The sequence below is a fragment of the Pseudoxanthomonas sp. J35 genome, from assembly GCF_000513995.1.
Lineage (GTDB): Bacteria > Pseudomonadota > Gammaproteobacteria > Xanthomonadales > Xanthomonadaceae > Pseudoxanthomonas.
Genome location: NZ_AZVB01000009.1, coordinates 107,474 through 123,182, shown reverse-complemented (window position 1 = coordinate 123,182; position 15,709 = coordinate 107,474). Strand labels below are relative to the sequence as shown.

Genomic DNA, 15,709 nt, shown 5'->3' with positions numbered 1-15,709 from the left:
GCTAGCCGGGCAGGCGCCCCAGGGTGACGCGGTCGCGCTGCTCCAGGTCGCGCGCGGTCTCCACATCCACGAACCCGGCCTGCTCCAGCAGGGCGCGCACCGCCGCGCCCTGGTCGAGCCCGTGCTCGAGCAGCAGCCAGCCGCCGGGCACCAGGTGCCGCGGCGCCGCAGCGACGATGGTGCGGATCGCATCCAGGCCGTCCGGGCCGGAAGACAGCGCGCGTGGCGGCTCGTGGCGGAGGTCGCCCTGGGACAGGTGGGCATCGCCCTCGGCGATATACGGCGGGTTGCTGGCGACAAGGTCGAAGCGGTCGCGGCCCAGCGCCTCCTCCCAGTCGCCGCGGCGGAACCAGACGTTGTCCAGCGCATGGGCGCGGGCGTTGCGCACGGCCACGGCCAGGGTCGCCTTGTCGATGTCGGTGGCGACCACCACGGCCGCCGGCCGTTCGCGGGCCAGGGCCAGGGCGATCGCGCCGCTGCCGGTGCCCAGGTCGGCGATCCGCGCCGGCTGCTTGGGGCCGATCCGGGCCAGGGCCAGCTCGACCAGCAACTCGGTCTCCGGGCGCGGGATCAGGGTGTCCGGGGTGACTTCCAGGTCCAGGGTCCAGAAGCCGCGCCGGCCGGTCAGGTAGGCCACCGGCTCGCCGGCGGCCCGGCGCTCGACCAGGGCGCGATAGCGGACCGCCTCGTCCGCCGGCACCGGGTCGCTGGCGTGGGCGAACAGCCAGGCCCGGTCCACGCCCAGGGCGTGGACCAGCAGCGGCTCGGCGTCCTCGCGGCCGATGCGGGCGGCGGCCTCGCGCAGCAGGGCGTCCAGGCGGACGGGGTCGGGCGGGTTCAGGGGGGCGGATTCCATGCGGGGACGATGGACGAGCGGCGTCCGGAAGCCAAGCTTTCGCGGCGCAGCAAAGACGGCTTATAGGCTTCCGATAGACACAGTCTATCTATCTAATCCTTTTAATCGATTTGCTATACCTATCGAACCACCCTAGGATGGCGATCACCAAGTTTCACCCACCCCTCAGAGGAACCATCGAATGTCCCTGATCAACACCACGGTCAAGCCGTTCAAGGCCACCGCCTTCCAGAATGGCGAGTTCATCGAAGTCACCGACGCCAGCCTGAAGGGCAAGTGGTCGGTCCTGATCTTCATGCCGGCCGCCTTCACCTTCAACTGCCCGACCGAGGTCGAGGACGCCGCCGAGCACTATGCCGAGTTCCAGAAGGCCGGCGCCGAGGTCTACGTCGTGACCACCGACACCCACTTCTCGCACAAGGTGTGGCACGAGACCTCCCCGGCGGTGGGCAAGGCCCAGTTCCCGCTGGTCGGCGACCCGACCCACCAGCTGACCCGCGCCTTCGGCGTGCACATCGAGGAAGAAGGCCTGGCCCTGCGCGGCACCTTCATCATCAACCCGGAAGGCGTGATCAAGACCCTGGAAATCCACGACAACGCGATCGCCCGCGACGTCTCGGAGACCCTGCGCAAGCTGAAGGCTGCCCAGTTCGTCGCCGCCAACCCGGGCCAGGTCTGCCCGGCCAAGTGGAAGGAAGGCGCCAAGACCATCGCGCCGTCGCTGGACCTGGTCGGCAAGATCTAAGCGGTACCCGCCGCTCCCGCCTGCCGGGAGCGGCATCCCTCCTTCGTCGGTACATCGACGAGGGAGTGGACCGGAGCCCTCGCTCCCACGCAGCCACCGCTGCCGCGCGGCGCGCCACGCAGGCCGGCGTGGGTTCCGGTCCACTTCCCCGCATTCCCGGTGGCCTGCAACGCAGGTCCGCCCCGCGGAGCGTTTGCCCGACGCCCGCCCTGCCCCCTTTTTCTCCCTTCGGAGTCGATCGATGTTGGATGAAGCCCTCAAGACCCAACTGCAGGCCTACCTGGAGCGCCTGACCCGTCCGGTCCACCTGGTCGCCTCGCTCGACGACAGCGATGCCTCGGCCGGGATGCTGGAGCTGCTCAACGACATCGAAGGCCTGTCGCCGCAGGTGAGCCTGGAGGTGCGCCGCCACGACGCCGAGCGCAAGCCGTCCTTCGCCATCACCAGCCCCGGCCAGGACATCAGCCTGCGCTTCGCCGGCCTGCCGATGGGCCACGAGTTCACCTCGCTGGTGCTGGCGCTGCTGCAGGTGGGTGGACACCCGTCCAAGGCCGCGGCCGACGTCATCGAGCAGGTGAAGTCGCTGCAAGGCGAGTTCCGCTTCGAAACCTATTTCTCGCTGTCCTGCCAGAACTGCCCGGACGTGGTCCAGGCGCTGAACCTGATGGCGGTGCTCAACCCCAACATCAGGCACGTGGCCATCGACGGCGCCCTGTTCCAGGACGAGGTCGAGTCGCGCCAGGTGATGTCGGTGCCGGCGGTGTTCCTCAACGGCGAGCTGTTCGCCTACGGCCGCATGGGCCTGGAGGAGATCGTCGCCAGGCTCGACACCGGCGCCGAAGCGCGCGAGGCGGCGAAGATCGCGCAGAAGGCCGCGTTCGACGTGCTGGTGGTCGGCGGCGGCCCGGCCGGCGCTGCGGCGGCGATCTACGCCGCGCGCAAGGGCATCCGCACCGGCGTGGCGGCCGAGCGCTTCGGCGGCCAGGTGCTGGACACCATGGCGATCGAGAACTTCATCTCGGTGCCGCACACCGAAGGCCCGAAGCTGGCCGCGGCGCTGGAGCAGCACGTGCGTGAGTACGAGGTCGACGTGATGAACCTGCAGCGCGCGCAGGCCCTGGTCCCGGCCGGCGCCGACGGCCTGGTCGAAGTGAAGCTGGCCAACGGCGCCTCGCTGAAGTCCAAGACCGTGATCCTGTCCACCGGCGCGCGCTGGCGGCAGATGAACGTGCCCGGCGAGGACGAGTACCGCAACAAGGGCGTGGCCTACTGCCCGCACTGCGACGGCCCGCTGTTCAAGGGCAAGCGCGTGGCGGTGATCGGCGGCGGCAACTCCGGCGTGGAGGCGGCGATCGACCTGGCCGGCATTGTTTCCCACGTCACCCTGGTCGAGTTCGATTCGAAGCTGCGCGCCGACGAGGTCCTGCAGCGCAAGCTGCGCAGCCTGCCCAACGTCACCATCATCACCAGCGCGCAGACCACCGAGGTGCTGGGTGACGGGCAGAAGGTCGTGGGCCTGGTCTACAAGGACCGCGTCGGCGGCGACAGCCACCGGGTCGACCTGGAAGGCGTGTTCGTGCAGATCGGCCTGCTGCCCAATACCGAATGGCTCAAGGGCACGGTGGAACTGAGTCCGCGCGGCGAGATCGTGGTCGACGAGCGCGGCCAGACCTCGGTGCCGGGCGTGTTCGCCGCCGGCGACTGCACCACCGTGCCGTACAAGCAGATCGTCATCGCCATGGGCGAAGGCGCCAAGGCTTCGCTGGCGGCGTTCGACCACCTGGTCCGCACCTCGGCGCCCAGGGAAACGGTGCCGGTCGAGGTCGAAACGGCGATCTGACGCACCGCGGCGGGCCCCGCGCCCGCCCGGTGCTACAGTCCGGAAACGGGAGGGATGCTGCAATGAACCTGCGCGACCTCAAATACCTGGTGGCCCTGGCCGACCACAAGCACTTCGGCCGGGCCGCCGCGGCCTGCTACGTCAGCCAGCCCACCCTCTCCACCCAGATCCGCAAACTGGAAGACGAACTGGGCGTGCCGCTGGTGGAGCGTGCCCCGCGCAAGGTGATGCTGACCCCAGCCGGCCGCGAGGCCGCCGAGCGCGCGCGCCGGATCGTGGCCGAGGTCGAGCAGATGAAGGAGGCCGCGCGCCGCAGCCAGGATCCCGAGGCCGGTGCGGTGCGCCTGGGCATCTTCCCGACGCTGGCGCCGTACCTGCTGCCGCACGTGGTGCCGCGCGTGCGCGCGCGCTTCCCGCAGCTGGAGCTGCTGCTGGTCGAGGAGAAGAGCGACGAGCTGTTCGCGCGCCTGCGCGAGGGCAAGCTGGACGCGGCGATCCTGGCCCTGCCGGTGCACGACGAACAGCTGCACACCGAATTCCTGTTCGAAGAACCCTTCGTGCTCGCGGTGCCGGAAACCCACCCGCTGTCGAAGCGCCGGACCCTGACCCTCGACGAGCTGGGCGAACAGCGCCTGCTGCTGCTCGAGGATGGCCACTGCCTGCGCGAACAGGCGCTGGACGTGTGCAGGCTGTCCGGCGCGCTGGAGAAGACCGAATTCCGCGCCACCAGCCTGGAGACGCTGCGGCAGATGGTCGCCGCCAACGTCGGCGTGACCCTGCTGCCGACCCTGGCGGTGAAGCCGCCGGTGGCGCGTTCGGACAACATCCACCTGCTGAGCTTCTCCGACTCCCACCCCAGCCGCAGCATCGCGATGGCCTGGCGCCGCAGCTCGGCGATGGCCGGCTTCCTGGAGCGGCTGGCGCAGGTGTTCCGCGACCTGCCGCCGGGCCTGCTGTCGCCGGTGGAGGAGCCCCCGACGCCGCGCAGCGTGGTTCCGGCGGCGCCCCCGCCGCGTAGCGACTGGGCCTGAATGCGGCCCGCGCGCGCGGTTGAATCCGCGCCGCTTCCGGGCTAGCTTAGCCCGACAACCAGATGACCCCGGGCGGTGCGGAAACGCGCCGCCTTTTCTTCATACGTGCGCGCCTGCCGCGCATTGCAACGAGGAGTATCCATGACCAACGTTCCCGCCAGCGGCCTGCCGCCTTCCCTGATCATTTCCAGTCGCGACCTGGCGCGGCTCGAGGCCCTGCTCGATTCCCCGGTGCTGAGCCGCCATCCGGCCGCGATCGCGCTGATGGACGAGCTCAACCGCGCGGAAGTGCTGCCGCCGGAACAGATCCCCGCCGACGTGGTCACCATGCATTCGCAGGTCGAATGCGAGGACATGGCCAGCGGCGAGACCCACATGCTGACCCTGGTGTACCCGAACGAGGCCGACGTCGAACGCGGCCGGGTGTCGGTGCTGGCGCCGGTCGGCAGCGCCCTGCTCGGCCTGTCGGTCGGCCAGCAGATCGACTGGGACGCACCGGGCGGCCGTCGCCTGAAGCTGCGCGTGAAGTCGGTGCGCTACCAGCCCGAGGCGGCCGGCGACTTCCATCGCTGAGCCGCGGTCGGCCCGCCGCCGGCGCGTATCGCCCAGCGCGGCGGGCCTCCCGCCCGGGGCACGGCCCCGCTTCCATTGCCTGCGCTGACGACCGGACCCGGTGGCGGGCCCGGTCGCGCCGTCTTACGCGCCGCGTGCGTCCAGCGCCGCCACCGCCGGCAGGGTCTTGCCCTCGAGGAACTCGAGGAAGGCGCCGCCGCCGGTGGAGATGTAGCTGACGTCGTCGGCAATGCCGTACTTGTCGACCGCGGCCAGGGTGTCGCCGCCGCCGGCGATCGAGAACGCCTTCGATTCGGCGATGGCACGGGCCAGGGTCTCGGTGCCCTTGCCGAAGGCGTCGAACTCGAACACGCCGACCGGGCCGTTCCACACCACGGTGCCGGCGGCCTTGATCAGTCCTGCGTACTGCGCCGCGGTCTGCGGGCCGATGTCGAGGATCATGTCGTCGGCGCCCACCTGGTCGACCGGCTTGACCGTGGCCGGGGCGTCGGCGGCGAACGCCGGCGCCACCACCACGTCGACCGGCAGCGGGATCTGCACGCCGCGCGCCCTGGCGTCGGCGTCGATCTTCTTCGCGGTCTCGATCAGGTCGGCCTCGTACAGCGACTTGCCCACCGGATAACCGGCCGCGGCGATGAAGGTGTTGGCGATGCCGCCGCCGACGATCAGCTGGTCGACCTTGCCGACCAGGTTGCTGAGCAGTTCCAGCTTGGTCGAGACCTTGCTGCCGGCGACGATGGCCAGCAGCGGGCGCGCCGGCTTGGCCAGCGCCTTGTCCAGCGCGTCCAGTTCGGCCATCAGCAGCGGGCCGCCGGCAGCGACCGGGGCGAAACGGATCACGCCGTGGGTCGAGGCCTGGGCGCGGTGCGCGGTGCCGAAGGCGTCCATCACGAACACGTCGCACAGCGCGGCGTACTTCCTCGCCAGCGCCTCGTCGTCCTTGCCCTCGCCGACGTTCATGCGGCAGTTCTCCAGCAGCACGATCTGGCCCGGCTTGACGTCGACGCCGTCGACCCAGTCCTTCACCAGCGGCACCTCGACGCCCAGCAGCTCGGACAGGCGCGCGGCCACCGGCGCCAGCGAGTCGGCCTCGCTCCACTGGCCTTCCTTCGGGCGACCCAGGTGCGAGGTGACCATCACCGCCGCGCCCTTCTCCAGGGCCAGCTTCAGGGTCGGCACCGAGGCGGTGATGCGCTGCTCGGAGGTGATGCGGCCCGGCTGTCCGTCAACGTGTTCGATCGGCACGTTGAGGTCCTGCCGGATCAGCACGCGCTTGCCGGCAAGGTCGAGGTCGGTCATCCGCAGGATCGTCATCGTTCGGGCTCTCGCTGGGTGGGGAGTGTTCGGGGTGGCGGCGCGGCCGCTGCAACGCGGCCACGAACGGCGGCAGCAGGCGCGCCGGGGAGCGGCATTGTCCCGCCCCCGCGCCGCGATGCGCAAACCGGCTCAGCCCTGGGCGGGCGGGCGGCGCAGCAGGCTCAGGCCGAGCGTGGCCACCAGCACCGCGCCGGCGACCAGCAGGCCCCACAGCAGCAGCGATTTCCAGTCGACCTGCCGCTGCCGGCGCAGCGCGCTGTCGCCAGCCAGTTCCTCCGGGGTCTCGGCCAGGTAGGCCGGCGCGGGCTGCCAGCCGGCGCCGCGCTGCCTGCGCAGCGCCTCGAGCAGGCCGGGGATCGGGGCCTCGGTGCGTCGTGCGTTCGCGCTGCCGGCGGCCACCGCGAACGGCGGCTCGCCCTGCGCCAGGAACACCAGCACCTCGGGCCGGTAGCCCAGGCGCAGCACCGGCTCGGCATCGCCGACCGGCGTGCCCGGCGACAGCCGCCAGTGGCGGTCGCGCACCGCCCGCGGCAGCGGCTTCGGCTCGGACTGGCTGGCGCCTTCCGCGCCGCCGACCTGGAACGCCATCCACGGCCCGGCGCGCCACAGCCACGAACCGTCGTCGCGCTCGCGGCTGTACAGGCTCCACTGCACGGCGTTGTTGCCCGGCAGGCGCACGTCGGCACGCTCCATCGGGAAGCGCCCGGGCAGGACGAAATCGAAGTGCTCCTGGCCGCCTTCGCTGCGCCGTTTGCCGCGGATCTCCAGCCATTCCTAGCGGGTCTCCGGCGGCGGCGGGGACAGCTCGGCGACCACCCCGGTCAGCACCGGCACCGGTCCCGGGCCCACCGGCAGCAGGCGCAGGTAGCGCGCCTGGCGGTCCAGGGTGATGCGGCCCTGGCGCAGGCGTTCGCCGCCGCGTTCCAGGTCCAGCAGGGTGGTGCCGCCGTTGAGCGTGCGCCACTGGCGCAGGTCGTTGCTGCCTTCGACGCGGTAGCGCGCCTGCAGCGACTGTTGTGGCTGTTCCCATTCCAGCAGCAGCGCGCGCACCGGTTCGCGCAGGCGGCTGGCATCGACCAGCCACTGCCCGGGCGCATGCGCTTCGCCGTCGCGCGCGACCACCCCGGCCTCGATGCGGACGATGCCGCCCTCGCCGTCGCGTTCGGCCACCAGGCGCAGGTCGCCGCCGCCGACGGCGGGGTCCTGCGCCGGCAGCGGGAACCACGGCAGGACCAGCGTGCGCGGCGCCTGCGCCAGCGGCTGTTCCGGCGACAGCAGCGCGGCCGGCAGCGGCCGGCCGGCGGCGTTGAACACCTCCAGGTCGCCCAGCGCCGGGTCGATGGTGCTGCGGTAGACCGCCTCGTCCAGCACCACGCGGTAGGCGCCGCTTTCCTCCTGGCCCAGCGCCAGCGGCCATTGCCGTGCGTACTGCCCGCGCTCACCGGCGGCGGCGAGCAGCGGCAGCAGCGCGAACAGCGCGAGCGCGCCCCGTGCGATGGCCCTGGTTGCGGTCATGCGTTCGCTTCTCCCTCTGCAGCCTGCGCGGGGCGCGGCGGGGCCGGCGCCAGGTAACCGACGATAGTGCACAGCACGCCGTAGGCGATGAACGAGACGATGCCCAGCATCCCGCCCAGGTGCTGGCGGTCGACCAGCAGCAGCTTGGCCAGGACCACGCCCATCAGCAACGCACCGGCCAGCCACAGGCCGCGCCGGCCGCGGCGCGAACCGGCGATCCAGCCGATCACCCCGAGCACGCTCCAGACCACGGTGAGGCTGGTCTGCGCCAGGCTGGTCGACAGCAGGCCCTCGACCCAGGGGTGGCCACCCCAGTGGTGCACCGTGCGCAGCGTGCTGGCGCTGGCCAGCAGGAAGCCGCCCAGGGCAAGGATCCCGCTGCGCCAGCGGGCCAGGCCGGCCGGCGCATGTTCCGACCACAGCCAGGCGCCCACCAGGCCCAGCGCGACCAGCTGCGCCAGCTCGGCCGGGTTGAGCAGCGGCAGCCACGGCAGCGGCGCGGACGGCATCGGCAGGACCAGTGCCTGCAGCCAGCCCACCGCGACCACGGCCACGGCCGCGCCCAGCACTACCACGTGCAGCCCGTCACCGGCCTCCGCCTCGCGCGGGAACGCCAGCCAGCCCCAGCGCCACAGCGCCACGGCCAGGAGCGCCAGCCACGGCAGCGCGCACGTCGCCTGCGCCCAGCCCTGGGCCAGCCCGGCGCCGACCGCGACGCTGTCCAGCCACAGCGACAGCGCGAGCGGCCACAGCATCCACCAGGCGAAGCGGGCGACATCCGCCGCGCCGGCCTCCTCGCGCAGGCACCACAGCGCGCGCAGCGCCAGCAGCGTCGTCGCCAGCCACGCCGCCGCACCCCAGCTGCCGCCGAAAGGATGGACGTGGTCCGTGTCCTGCCACAGCGCCAGCAGCGGCATCGCCACGAACGCCGCGGCAACGGTCCAGGCCAGCAGGCGCGCCGGGCGCAGGCGCCAGGCTTCGGCCGCCAGCCAGGCAGTGAGTCCGGCGAACGCCAGCAGCGCGTCGCCGCGGCTGTCCGGGGCCACGAAACGGTCGACCTCGTGCACGCCGTTGCCGCACCACCAGGCCAGGCCCCACAGGTAGAACAGCCGCGCGTACCCGGTCTCGCCCGCCGCGCGCATGGCATGCGCGCTGGCGAAGCCGGCCAGGGCAATCAGCAGCGCGCCCATCGCGGTGGGATTGGCAAGGAAGCGCAGGTCTTCTCCGGCATGGTCGGCCACGCCGATCGCCAGCGCGCCGGCGGCCAGCAACTGCAGCGCCGCGCCGGAGAACTGCGGCAGCACGCGTCCCTGGCGCAGGCCCAGCCACACCAGGCCGGCGCCTTCCAGCGCGAACACGCTGGCGGTGGCGCGCGCCGACAGCGCCAGCGGCACCGCCAGGGTGGCGAAGCCCACCGCGAGGATCGCGTGCGACTGGCCCAGCACCGCGTAGCCGCCACGCCGCAGCAGCGCCCACGCCAGGCCGGCGTAGAGCAGGCCCAGGCCGAGCGCGCACAGCGCCAGCGGCATGCGGCTGCCGTCCGGCTGGATGCTGTCCAGCAACCCCGCCTGCATGGCGAAGGCCACCAGCGGCGTGCCGAACACCAGGCAGCCGTCGAGCAGGTCGCGGCGGCCTTCCGGCTGGCGCCGCGCGAACAGCACCGGCACCGCCAGGTAGAACAGGAAGAACAGCACCAGGAACGGCTGCGTGCTGGCGTACAGCTCCGGGTGGTAGCGATCCGCCGCCCACACTGCGCCGATGCCGAAAGTGAAGGCGAAGCCGAGCAGGTTGAGGATGCGCCACGAGCGGAACCAGGCGATCGCCACGATCGCCGTGTTGAGCAGCGCGTAGTAGGAGAACAGCGCGACGTGGCTGCCGCCGCCGGTGGACAGCCACACCGGCGCGAGGAAGCCGGCCAGCAGCGCGAACACCGCCAGCGCCTTCGCGTCCTGCAGCACCGCCAGCAGCCCCATGCCGGCCACCAGCAGCACGCTCAGCGCGAACGCGGCGGCTGGCGGCAGCAGCTCGTACAGCCGCGCGGCCGCGTACACGGTCAGCAGCAGCACGCCGATGGCGCCGCCCTGCAGGCTCAGCGCGAACACGCGGTTGCTTTCGCGCCGCCGCCAGGCGAAGCCCAGCGCCGCCAGCGCGGCGGCGGCCACGGCGGCCAGGCGCAGCTCCAGCGGCAGGGTGAACAGGCCACGGTCGCTGGCGTACTTCAGCAGCGCGGCCACGCCGGCCAGCAGCACCAGCATGCCGATCTTCACCGGCACGTTGCCCACCGTGAACCAGCGCCGCACCGCGCGCAGGACCGGGTTTTCCGCGGGCGCCGGCGGCGCGGCGCGGGGCGTGGCCGGGCGCGGCGGCGCCGTGGGCGGCAACGGCGGCGGCGCTGCCGCGGCGGCGTCCGCTCCGGCAGCCGGCCCGGCGGCGCGCGCGCCGGCCGCGGGCGCGGGCGCAGGCTCCGCGGCCGCTGCGCCCGGCGTGGGAGCCGGCGCGGGCTGTGCCGCACCCGCCTGGTGACGCATCAGCTCGGCCAGCGTCGGCGCCTCGCCGGACGCCGCGGCCGGTGGCGGCGCCGGGGTGCGCGCCGCCGCGGCGGCGGACTCCGGCGTCCGGGCGCCGCCCGCCGCGCGCATCCCAGCAAGTTCACGCTCCAGTCCGGCCACCCGCGCCTTCAGCGAGGACAGCGAGACCAGCACGACCACCAGCAGCACGGGCGCGGCAAGCAATGCCAGGCCCAGGAGCACCAGGAACCCCACCAGTCCGTCCATCCGTCCCCCGTCGGTATCGGCGATCGCGCGGCGCCGGCAGCGTCGGCGATGCGCGACGGTAACGCAAGCCGGCGCGGCTCCCGTAAGCGGGCCGTTGAAAGAAAAGGGCGCCCGAAGGCGCCCTTTCCGATGCAATCATCGCCAGGCTTACTTGCCGGCGACGACGCGGACCATCTCCAGGCACTTGTTGGAGTAGCCCCACTCGTTGTCGTACCAGGCCACCAGCTTGACGAAGGTCGGGTCGAGCTGGATGCCGGCGTCGGCGTCGAAGATCGAGGTGCGGGTGTCGCCGCGGAAGTCGGTCGCGACGACCTTGTCCTCGGTGTAACCGAGGATGCCCTTCAGCGCGCCTTCGCTCTGCGCCTTGATCTCGGCCTTGATCTCCTCGTAGGTCGCCGGGTTCTCGAGTTCGGCGGTCAGGTCGACCACCGACACGTCGGAGGTCGGCACGCGGAACGACATGCCGGTCAGCTTCTTGTTCAGCGACGGGATCACCACGCCCACGGCCTTCGCCGCGCCGGTGCTGGACGGGATGATGTTCTCGAGGATGCCGCGGCCACCGCGCCAGTCCTTGTTGGACGGGCCGTCGACGGTCTTCTGGGTGGCGGTGGCGGCGTGCACGGTGGTCATCAGGCCGCGCTTGATGCCCCACTTGTCGTGGATCACCTTGGCCAGCGGGGCCAGGCAGTTGGTGGTGCACGAGGCGTTGGAGATGATCGCCTGGCCGGCGTAGGTGTCGTGGTTGACGCCGTAGACGAACATCGGCGTGTCGTCCTTCGAGGGGGCCGACAGGATCACCTTCTTCGCACCGGCGTCCAGATGCTTCTGCGCGCTGGTCTTGTCGAGGAACAGGCCGGTGGATTCGATGACCACGTCGGCGCCGACCTCGTCCCACTTCAGGTTGGCCGGATCGCGCTCCTGGGTGAGGCGGATGCGCTTGCCGTTCACGACCAGGGTGTTGCCTTCGACCTTGACGTCGCCCTTGAAGCGGCCGTGCACCGAGTCGTACTGCAGCATGTAGGCCAGGTAGTCCGGCTCGAGCAGGTCGTTGATCGCGACGATCTCGATGTCGTCGCCGAAATTCTGCACGGCCGAACGCAGGACGTTGCGGCCGATGCGGCCGAACCCGTTGATGCCAACCTTGATCGCCATTGCGCGTGACTCCTGGCGGCCGCGCCGCTGCACGGCCATTGGTGGTGGAAAGGGGCGGCCATTCTAGCAGCCGGGCCCGCCGGAGGCTTCCGCCTTGACTGTGATCAAGGCGGGGCGCCGGGCAGGGGCGGAGACTGGCCGCAACCCCAAGCAGAGAGCACTGCACATGACGAACAAGCTGGTCCCCGCCCTCCTGGCCGCCGCCCTCGCCGCCGCCGCGCTGCCCGCCGCCGCCCAGTCGGCCGGCGACTGGACCGTCGCCATCGGCGTCCACCAGGTCGACCCGAAGTCGGACAACGGCAAGCTGGCCAATGGCACCCTGCCGCTGGCGATCGACAGCGACGCCAAGCCGAGCATCGCCTTCGAATACTTCCTCAAGGACAACCTGGGCCTGGAGGTGCTGGGCGCGCTGCCGTTCAAGCACGACATCGCGGTCAAGGGCGTGGGCAAGGTGGGCGACACCAAGCACCTGCCGCCGACCTTCACCCTGCAGTACCACTTCAACAGCAAGGGCAAGGTTTCGCCGCTGCTGGGCGTGGGCCTGAACTACACCACCTTCTTCAGCGAGAACACCACCGGCGCGCTCGAGGACGCCAGGCTGAAGCTGGGTGATTCGTGGGGCCTGTCGGCGCACGCCGGCCTGGACTTCAAGGTCAGCGACAAGTCGTCGATCCGCGTCGACGTGCGCTGGGCCGACATCGACACCAAGGTCAAGGTCGACGGCGCCAAGCTCGGCACCGCCAACATCGACCCGCTGGTGTACGGCGCGGCTTATGTCATGAAGTTCTGATGCGGTTTTCCCGGGAAAATTGACCCGGGCACGGGAGCGGCGGCGTCGAACCGGTTAAAGTGCCGGCATGACTGCCACCGCTCCCGTTCCGTTTTCCGCACCACGCGGGCGCCGCCTCGCGCTGCTGTGCCTGCCGCTCGCATTCGCCCTGACCCTTCCCGCGCACGCGTGGGGTCCGCTCGGCCACCGCCTGGTCGCGCGCCTGGCCGAGCCCGGACTCGATCCGCAGGCCCGCGCCGAAGTGGAACGGCTGCTGCAGGGCGAAGCCGACCCGAGCCTCGCCGGCATCGCCAACTGGGCCGACAACCTGCGTGGCTCGGACCCGGGCCTGGGCAAGCGCTCCGCGCGCTGGCACTACGTCAACATCGCCGATCCGGACTGCCGTTACGACGCCGCGCGCGACTGCCCCGGCGGCAACTGCGCGGTGGAGGCGCTTGAAGTGCACACCGCCATCCTTGCCGACCGCACGCAGGACGACGCCGCGCGCCGCCAGGCGCTGAAGTTCGTCGTCCACCTTGTCGGCGACCTGCACCAGCCGCTGCACGCCGGCCGTGGCGAGGACCGCGGTGGCAACGACTACCAGGTCAACTGGCGCGGCAAGGGCAGCAACATGCATTCGCTGTGGGACAGCGGCATGCTCAACAGCCGGCGCCTGGACGAGGAACGCTGGCTGGAACGGCTGCGGGCGCTTCCGGCCACGGCAGCGTCGCCGCTGCCGGACGGCGCGCCACGGCTGTGGGCGGAGCAGTCCTGCCGCATCGCCGCCGCGCCGGGGTTCTATCCGCCGGGCCATGCGGTCGACGATGCCTATGTGGAGCAGCACCTGCCCACCGCCGAACAGCAGCTGCGCCTGGGCGGCGAGCGCCTGGCGGCCACCCTCAACGCCGCGCTCGGCGGCAAGGACTGACCTTCGGGTCAACACGTGCGCGCCCAGCCCGGATCAAGCAGCATGTACCTGTCCCGGCCCCGCGTGGCCGCCCGACCGGGGAGCCCCATGCCAATCCTGGCCACCCTGCTCCGATTGCCGGTGCTGCTGTTTGCCGCGGTGACGGCATCCGTGCCCGTGGTCGCCCATGCCTCCGGGCCCGAACAGGTGACGGTGTTCGCCGCCGCCAGCCTCAAGGAATCGCTCGACGAGGCGGCGGCCGCCTACGGCAAGGCCAGCGGCACGCAGGTGCGCGTGTCCTACGCGGCCAGCTCGGCGCTGGCCAGGCAGATCGAGCAGGGTGCGCCGGCGCAGGTATTCGTGTCGGCGGACCGCGAGTGGATGGACTACCTGCAGCAGCGCGGCCGCGTCGACGCGGCCAGTCGCCGCGAGCTGCTCGGCAACCAGCTGGTGCTGGTGGCCCCTGCCGCGAGCACCGCGAAGATCGACCTCGCGCGCCCCGGCTCGGTCGCCGCCGCGCTCGGCGATCGCCGCCTCGCCGTGGGCCAGGTCGCGACCGTGCCCGCCGGCAGGTACGCGCGCGCCGCGCTGCAGTCGCTGGGCCAGTGGGATGCGGTGAAGCCGCGCCTGGCCGAGGCGGAAAGCGTGCGCGCGGCACTGATGCTGGTGGCGCGCGGCGAGGCGCCGCTGGGCATCGTCTACGCCTCTGACGCGAAGGCCGAGCCACGCGTGCGCGTGCTCGCCACCTTCCCCGCCTCCAGCCATCCGCCGATCGTGTATCCGGTGGCGGCGCTGCGCGGCTCCCCCGCCGCCGCGCGCGACTTCGTGCGCTGGCTGTCCTCGCCCGAGGCGCGCGCGATCTTCGTCCGCCGCGGCTTCAAAGCGCGCGACTGAGGTAGCTGCTTGGCCGCCTGGTTCACGCCCGAGGAACTGACCGCCATCGCCCTGAGCCTGAAGGTGGCCCTGGTCGCCGCCATGGGCAGCCTGCCGGTCGGCGTGGCCGTGGCCTGGCTGCTGGCGCGCCGGCGCTTCCCCGGCAAGGCCCTGCTCGACGCGCTGGTGCACCTGCCGCTGGTGCTGCCGCCGGTGGTGATGGGTTATGCCCTGCTGGTGATGCTGGGCACCGAGGGCCCGGTCGGACGCTGGCTGCACGACGTGCTGGGCATCACCCTCGCCTTCCGCTGGACCGGCGCGGCGCTGGCCTGCGCGGTGATGGGCTTCCCGTTGATGGTGCGCGCGATCCGGCTGTCGATCGAGAACGTCGACCGCCGCCTCGAGCAGGCCGCGGCGACGCTGGGCGCGGCGCCGTGGCGGGTGTTCCTCACCGTGACCCTGCCGCTGGCCTGGCCAGGCCTGGTCGCCGGCGCGGCGCTGGCCTTCGCCAAGGCGCTGGGCGAGTTCGGCGCCACCATCACCTTCGTCTCCGCGATCCCCGGCGAAACCCAGACCCTGTCCTCGGCGATCTACGGGCTGATGCAGGTGCCCGGCGGCGAGGCCGGGATCTGGCGCCTGGCGCTGGTGTCGCTGGCGATCTCGCTGGGCGCGCTGCTGCTGTCCGAATGGCTGGTGCGGCGGCCGCGCCGCGCGGAGGAGGACTGAGCCGTGCTCGACGTCGACGTGCAGCTGCGCCGCGGCGCCTTCCACCGCCACGTGCGGATCGGGGAGCAGGCGCGCGTGGTCGCGCTGGCCGGTCCGTCGGGCGCCGGCAAGACCACTGTGCTCAACGCGATCGCCGGGCTGGTGCGCCCGGAATCCGGGCATATCCGCATCGACGACCGCGTGCTGTACGACAGCGCGCGCGGCATCGACGTGCCCACCCATCGCCGCCGCATCGGCTACGTGTTCCAGGACGCGCGCCTGTTCCCGCACCTGGACGTGCGCCGCAACCTGCTCTACGGGCGCCATGGCGGCGCCGGCGCGCGCTTCGGCTTCGATTCCGTGGTCGGTCTGCTCGGCATCGACCACCTGCTCGGACGGCGTACCGCCAACCTCTCCGGCGGCGAGGCGCAGCGCGTGGCGATCGGCCGCGCCCTGCTCTCGCAGCCGGCCATCCTGCTGTTCGACGAACCGCTCAGCGCGCTGGACCAGGCGCGGCGCGAAGAACTCATCCCCTACCTGCAGCGGGTGCGCGACAAGGTGCGGCTGCCGATGCTCTACGTCAGCCACCACCCCGACGAGGTGCGGCGGCTGGCCGACGCGGTGCACGTGCTGGATTGACGGATCCTTGCCG

13 protein-coding genes and 1 pseudogene are annotated in these 15,709 nt (G+C 72.0%); 9 read left to right on the top strand and 5 right to left on the bottom strand.

Going from position 1 to position 15,709, the window contains the following annotated elements; all coding sequences use genetic code 11:
* Position 1: 1 nt before the first annotated feature.
* Entirely contained in the window at positions 2–856 is an 855-nt protein-coding gene (prmC, locus tag PSEJ35_RS0107530; protein ID WP_156924759.1) for a peptide chain release factor N(5)-glutamine methyltransferase, read from the bottom strand.
* Positions 857–1,037: 181 nt separating this feature from the next.
* Between prmC and ahpC the strand changes: the two genes are divergently transcribed.
* The 4 genes from ahpC to rnk all read left to right on the top strand — a co-directional run bounded on the left by ahpC (position 1,038) and on the right by rnk (position 5,045).
* On the top strand, positions 1,038–1,601 hold the full coding sequence (ahpC, locus tag PSEJ35_RS0107525) for an alkyl hydroperoxide reductase subunit C (protein ID WP_028917250.1): 564 nt from the start codon (positions 1,038–1,040) through the stop codon (positions 1,599–1,601).
* A 241-nt stretch (positions 1,602–1,842) separates the two neighbouring features.
* The gene (ahpF, locus tag PSEJ35_RS0107520; protein ID WP_028917249.1) at positions 1,843–3,441 is read left to right on the top strand and encodes an alkyl hydroperoxide reductase subunit F; all 1,599 of its coding nucleotides are present in this window, start codon (positions 1,843–1,845) and stop codon (positions 3,439–3,441) included.
* A 62-nt stretch (positions 3,442–3,503) separates the two neighbouring features.
* The gene (oxyR, locus tag PSEJ35_RS0107515; protein WP_028917248.1) at positions 3,504–4,472 is read left to right on the top strand and encodes a DNA-binding transcriptional regulator OxyR; all 969 of its coding nucleotides are present in this window, start codon (positions 3,504–3,506) and stop codon (positions 4,470–4,472) included.
* Between the two features lie 141 nt (positions 4,473–4,613).
* On the top strand, positions 4,614–5,045 hold the full coding sequence (gene rnk / locus PSEJ35_RS0107510; protein WP_024869464.1) for a nucleoside diphosphate kinase regulator: 432 nt from the start codon (positions 4,614–4,616) through the stop codon (positions 5,043–5,045).
* A 123-nt stretch (positions 5,046–5,168) separates the two neighbouring features.
* On the opposite strand, the gene PSEJ35_RS0107505 is transcribed toward rnk, so the two are convergent.
* The 4 genes and pseudogenes from PSEJ35_RS0107505 to gap form a co-directional block, all read right to left on the bottom strand.
* Positions 5,169–6,359: a phosphoglycerate kinase gene (locus PSEJ35_RS0107505; protein WP_028917247.1), complete on the bottom strand. Its 1,191-nt coding sequence runs from the start codon at positions 6,357–6,359 to the stop codon at positions 5,169–5,171.
* Between the two features lie 132 nt (positions 6,360–6,491).
* A pseudogene (locus tag PSEJ35_RS15720) lies at positions 6,492–7,877 on the bottom strand (DUF3999 domain-containing protein).
* Complete coding sequence (locus PSEJ35_RS0107495) at positions 7,874–10,642, bottom strand: DUF2339 domain-containing protein (protein ID WP_198014168.1); 2,769 nt, start codon at positions 10,640–10,642, stop codon at positions 7,874–7,876. The pseudogene PSEJ35_RS15720 and the gene PSEJ35_RS0107495 overlap by 4 nt, the downstream one beginning before the upstream one ends.
* A 156-nt stretch (positions 10,643–10,798) precedes the next feature.
* The gene (gene gap / locus PSEJ35_RS0107490; RefSeq protein ID WP_028917245.1) at positions 10,799–11,803 is read right to left on the bottom strand and encodes a type I glyceraldehyde-3-phosphate dehydrogenase; all 1,005 of its coding nucleotides are present in this window, start codon (positions 11,801–11,803) and stop codon (positions 10,799–10,801) included.
* A 160-nt stretch (positions 11,804–11,963) separates the two neighbouring features.
* On the opposite strand from gap, the gene PSEJ35_RS0107485 reads away from it, so the two are divergent.
* From PSEJ35_RS0107485 to modC, 5 genes are all read left to right on the top strand, one after another.
* Entirely contained in the window at positions 11,964–12,593 is a 630-nt protein-coding gene (locus PSEJ35_RS0107485; RefSeq protein ID WP_028917244.1) for an OmpW family outer membrane protein, read from the top strand.
* Positions 12,594–12,660: 67 nt separating this feature from the next.
* Entirely contained in the window at positions 12,661–13,500 is an 840-nt protein-coding gene (locus tag PSEJ35_RS0107480) for a S1/P1 nuclease (protein ID WP_051412575.1), read from the top strand.
* 87 nt (positions 13,501–13,587) lie between these two features.
* A complete protein-coding gene (gene modA / locus PSEJ35_RS0107475) occupies positions 13,588–14,373 on the top strand; it encodes a molybdate ABC transporter substrate-binding protein (protein WP_051412574.1) in 786 nt (261 codons plus the stop codon).
* A gap of 9 nt (positions 14,374–14,382) precedes the next feature.
* A complete protein-coding gene (gene modB / locus PSEJ35_RS0107470; RefSeq protein ID WP_028917241.1) occupies positions 14,383–15,078 on the top strand; it encodes a molybdate ABC transporter permease subunit in 696 nt (231 codons plus the stop codon).
* 3 nt (positions 15,079–15,081) lie between these two features.
* Positions 15,082–15,696: a molybdenum ABC transporter ATP-binding protein gene (gene modC / locus PSEJ35_RS0107465; RefSeq protein ID WP_028917240.1), complete on the top strand. Its 615-nt coding sequence runs from the start codon at positions 15,082–15,084 to the stop codon at positions 15,694–15,696.
* The last annotated feature ends 13 nt before the right edge of the window (positions 15,697–15,709 follow it).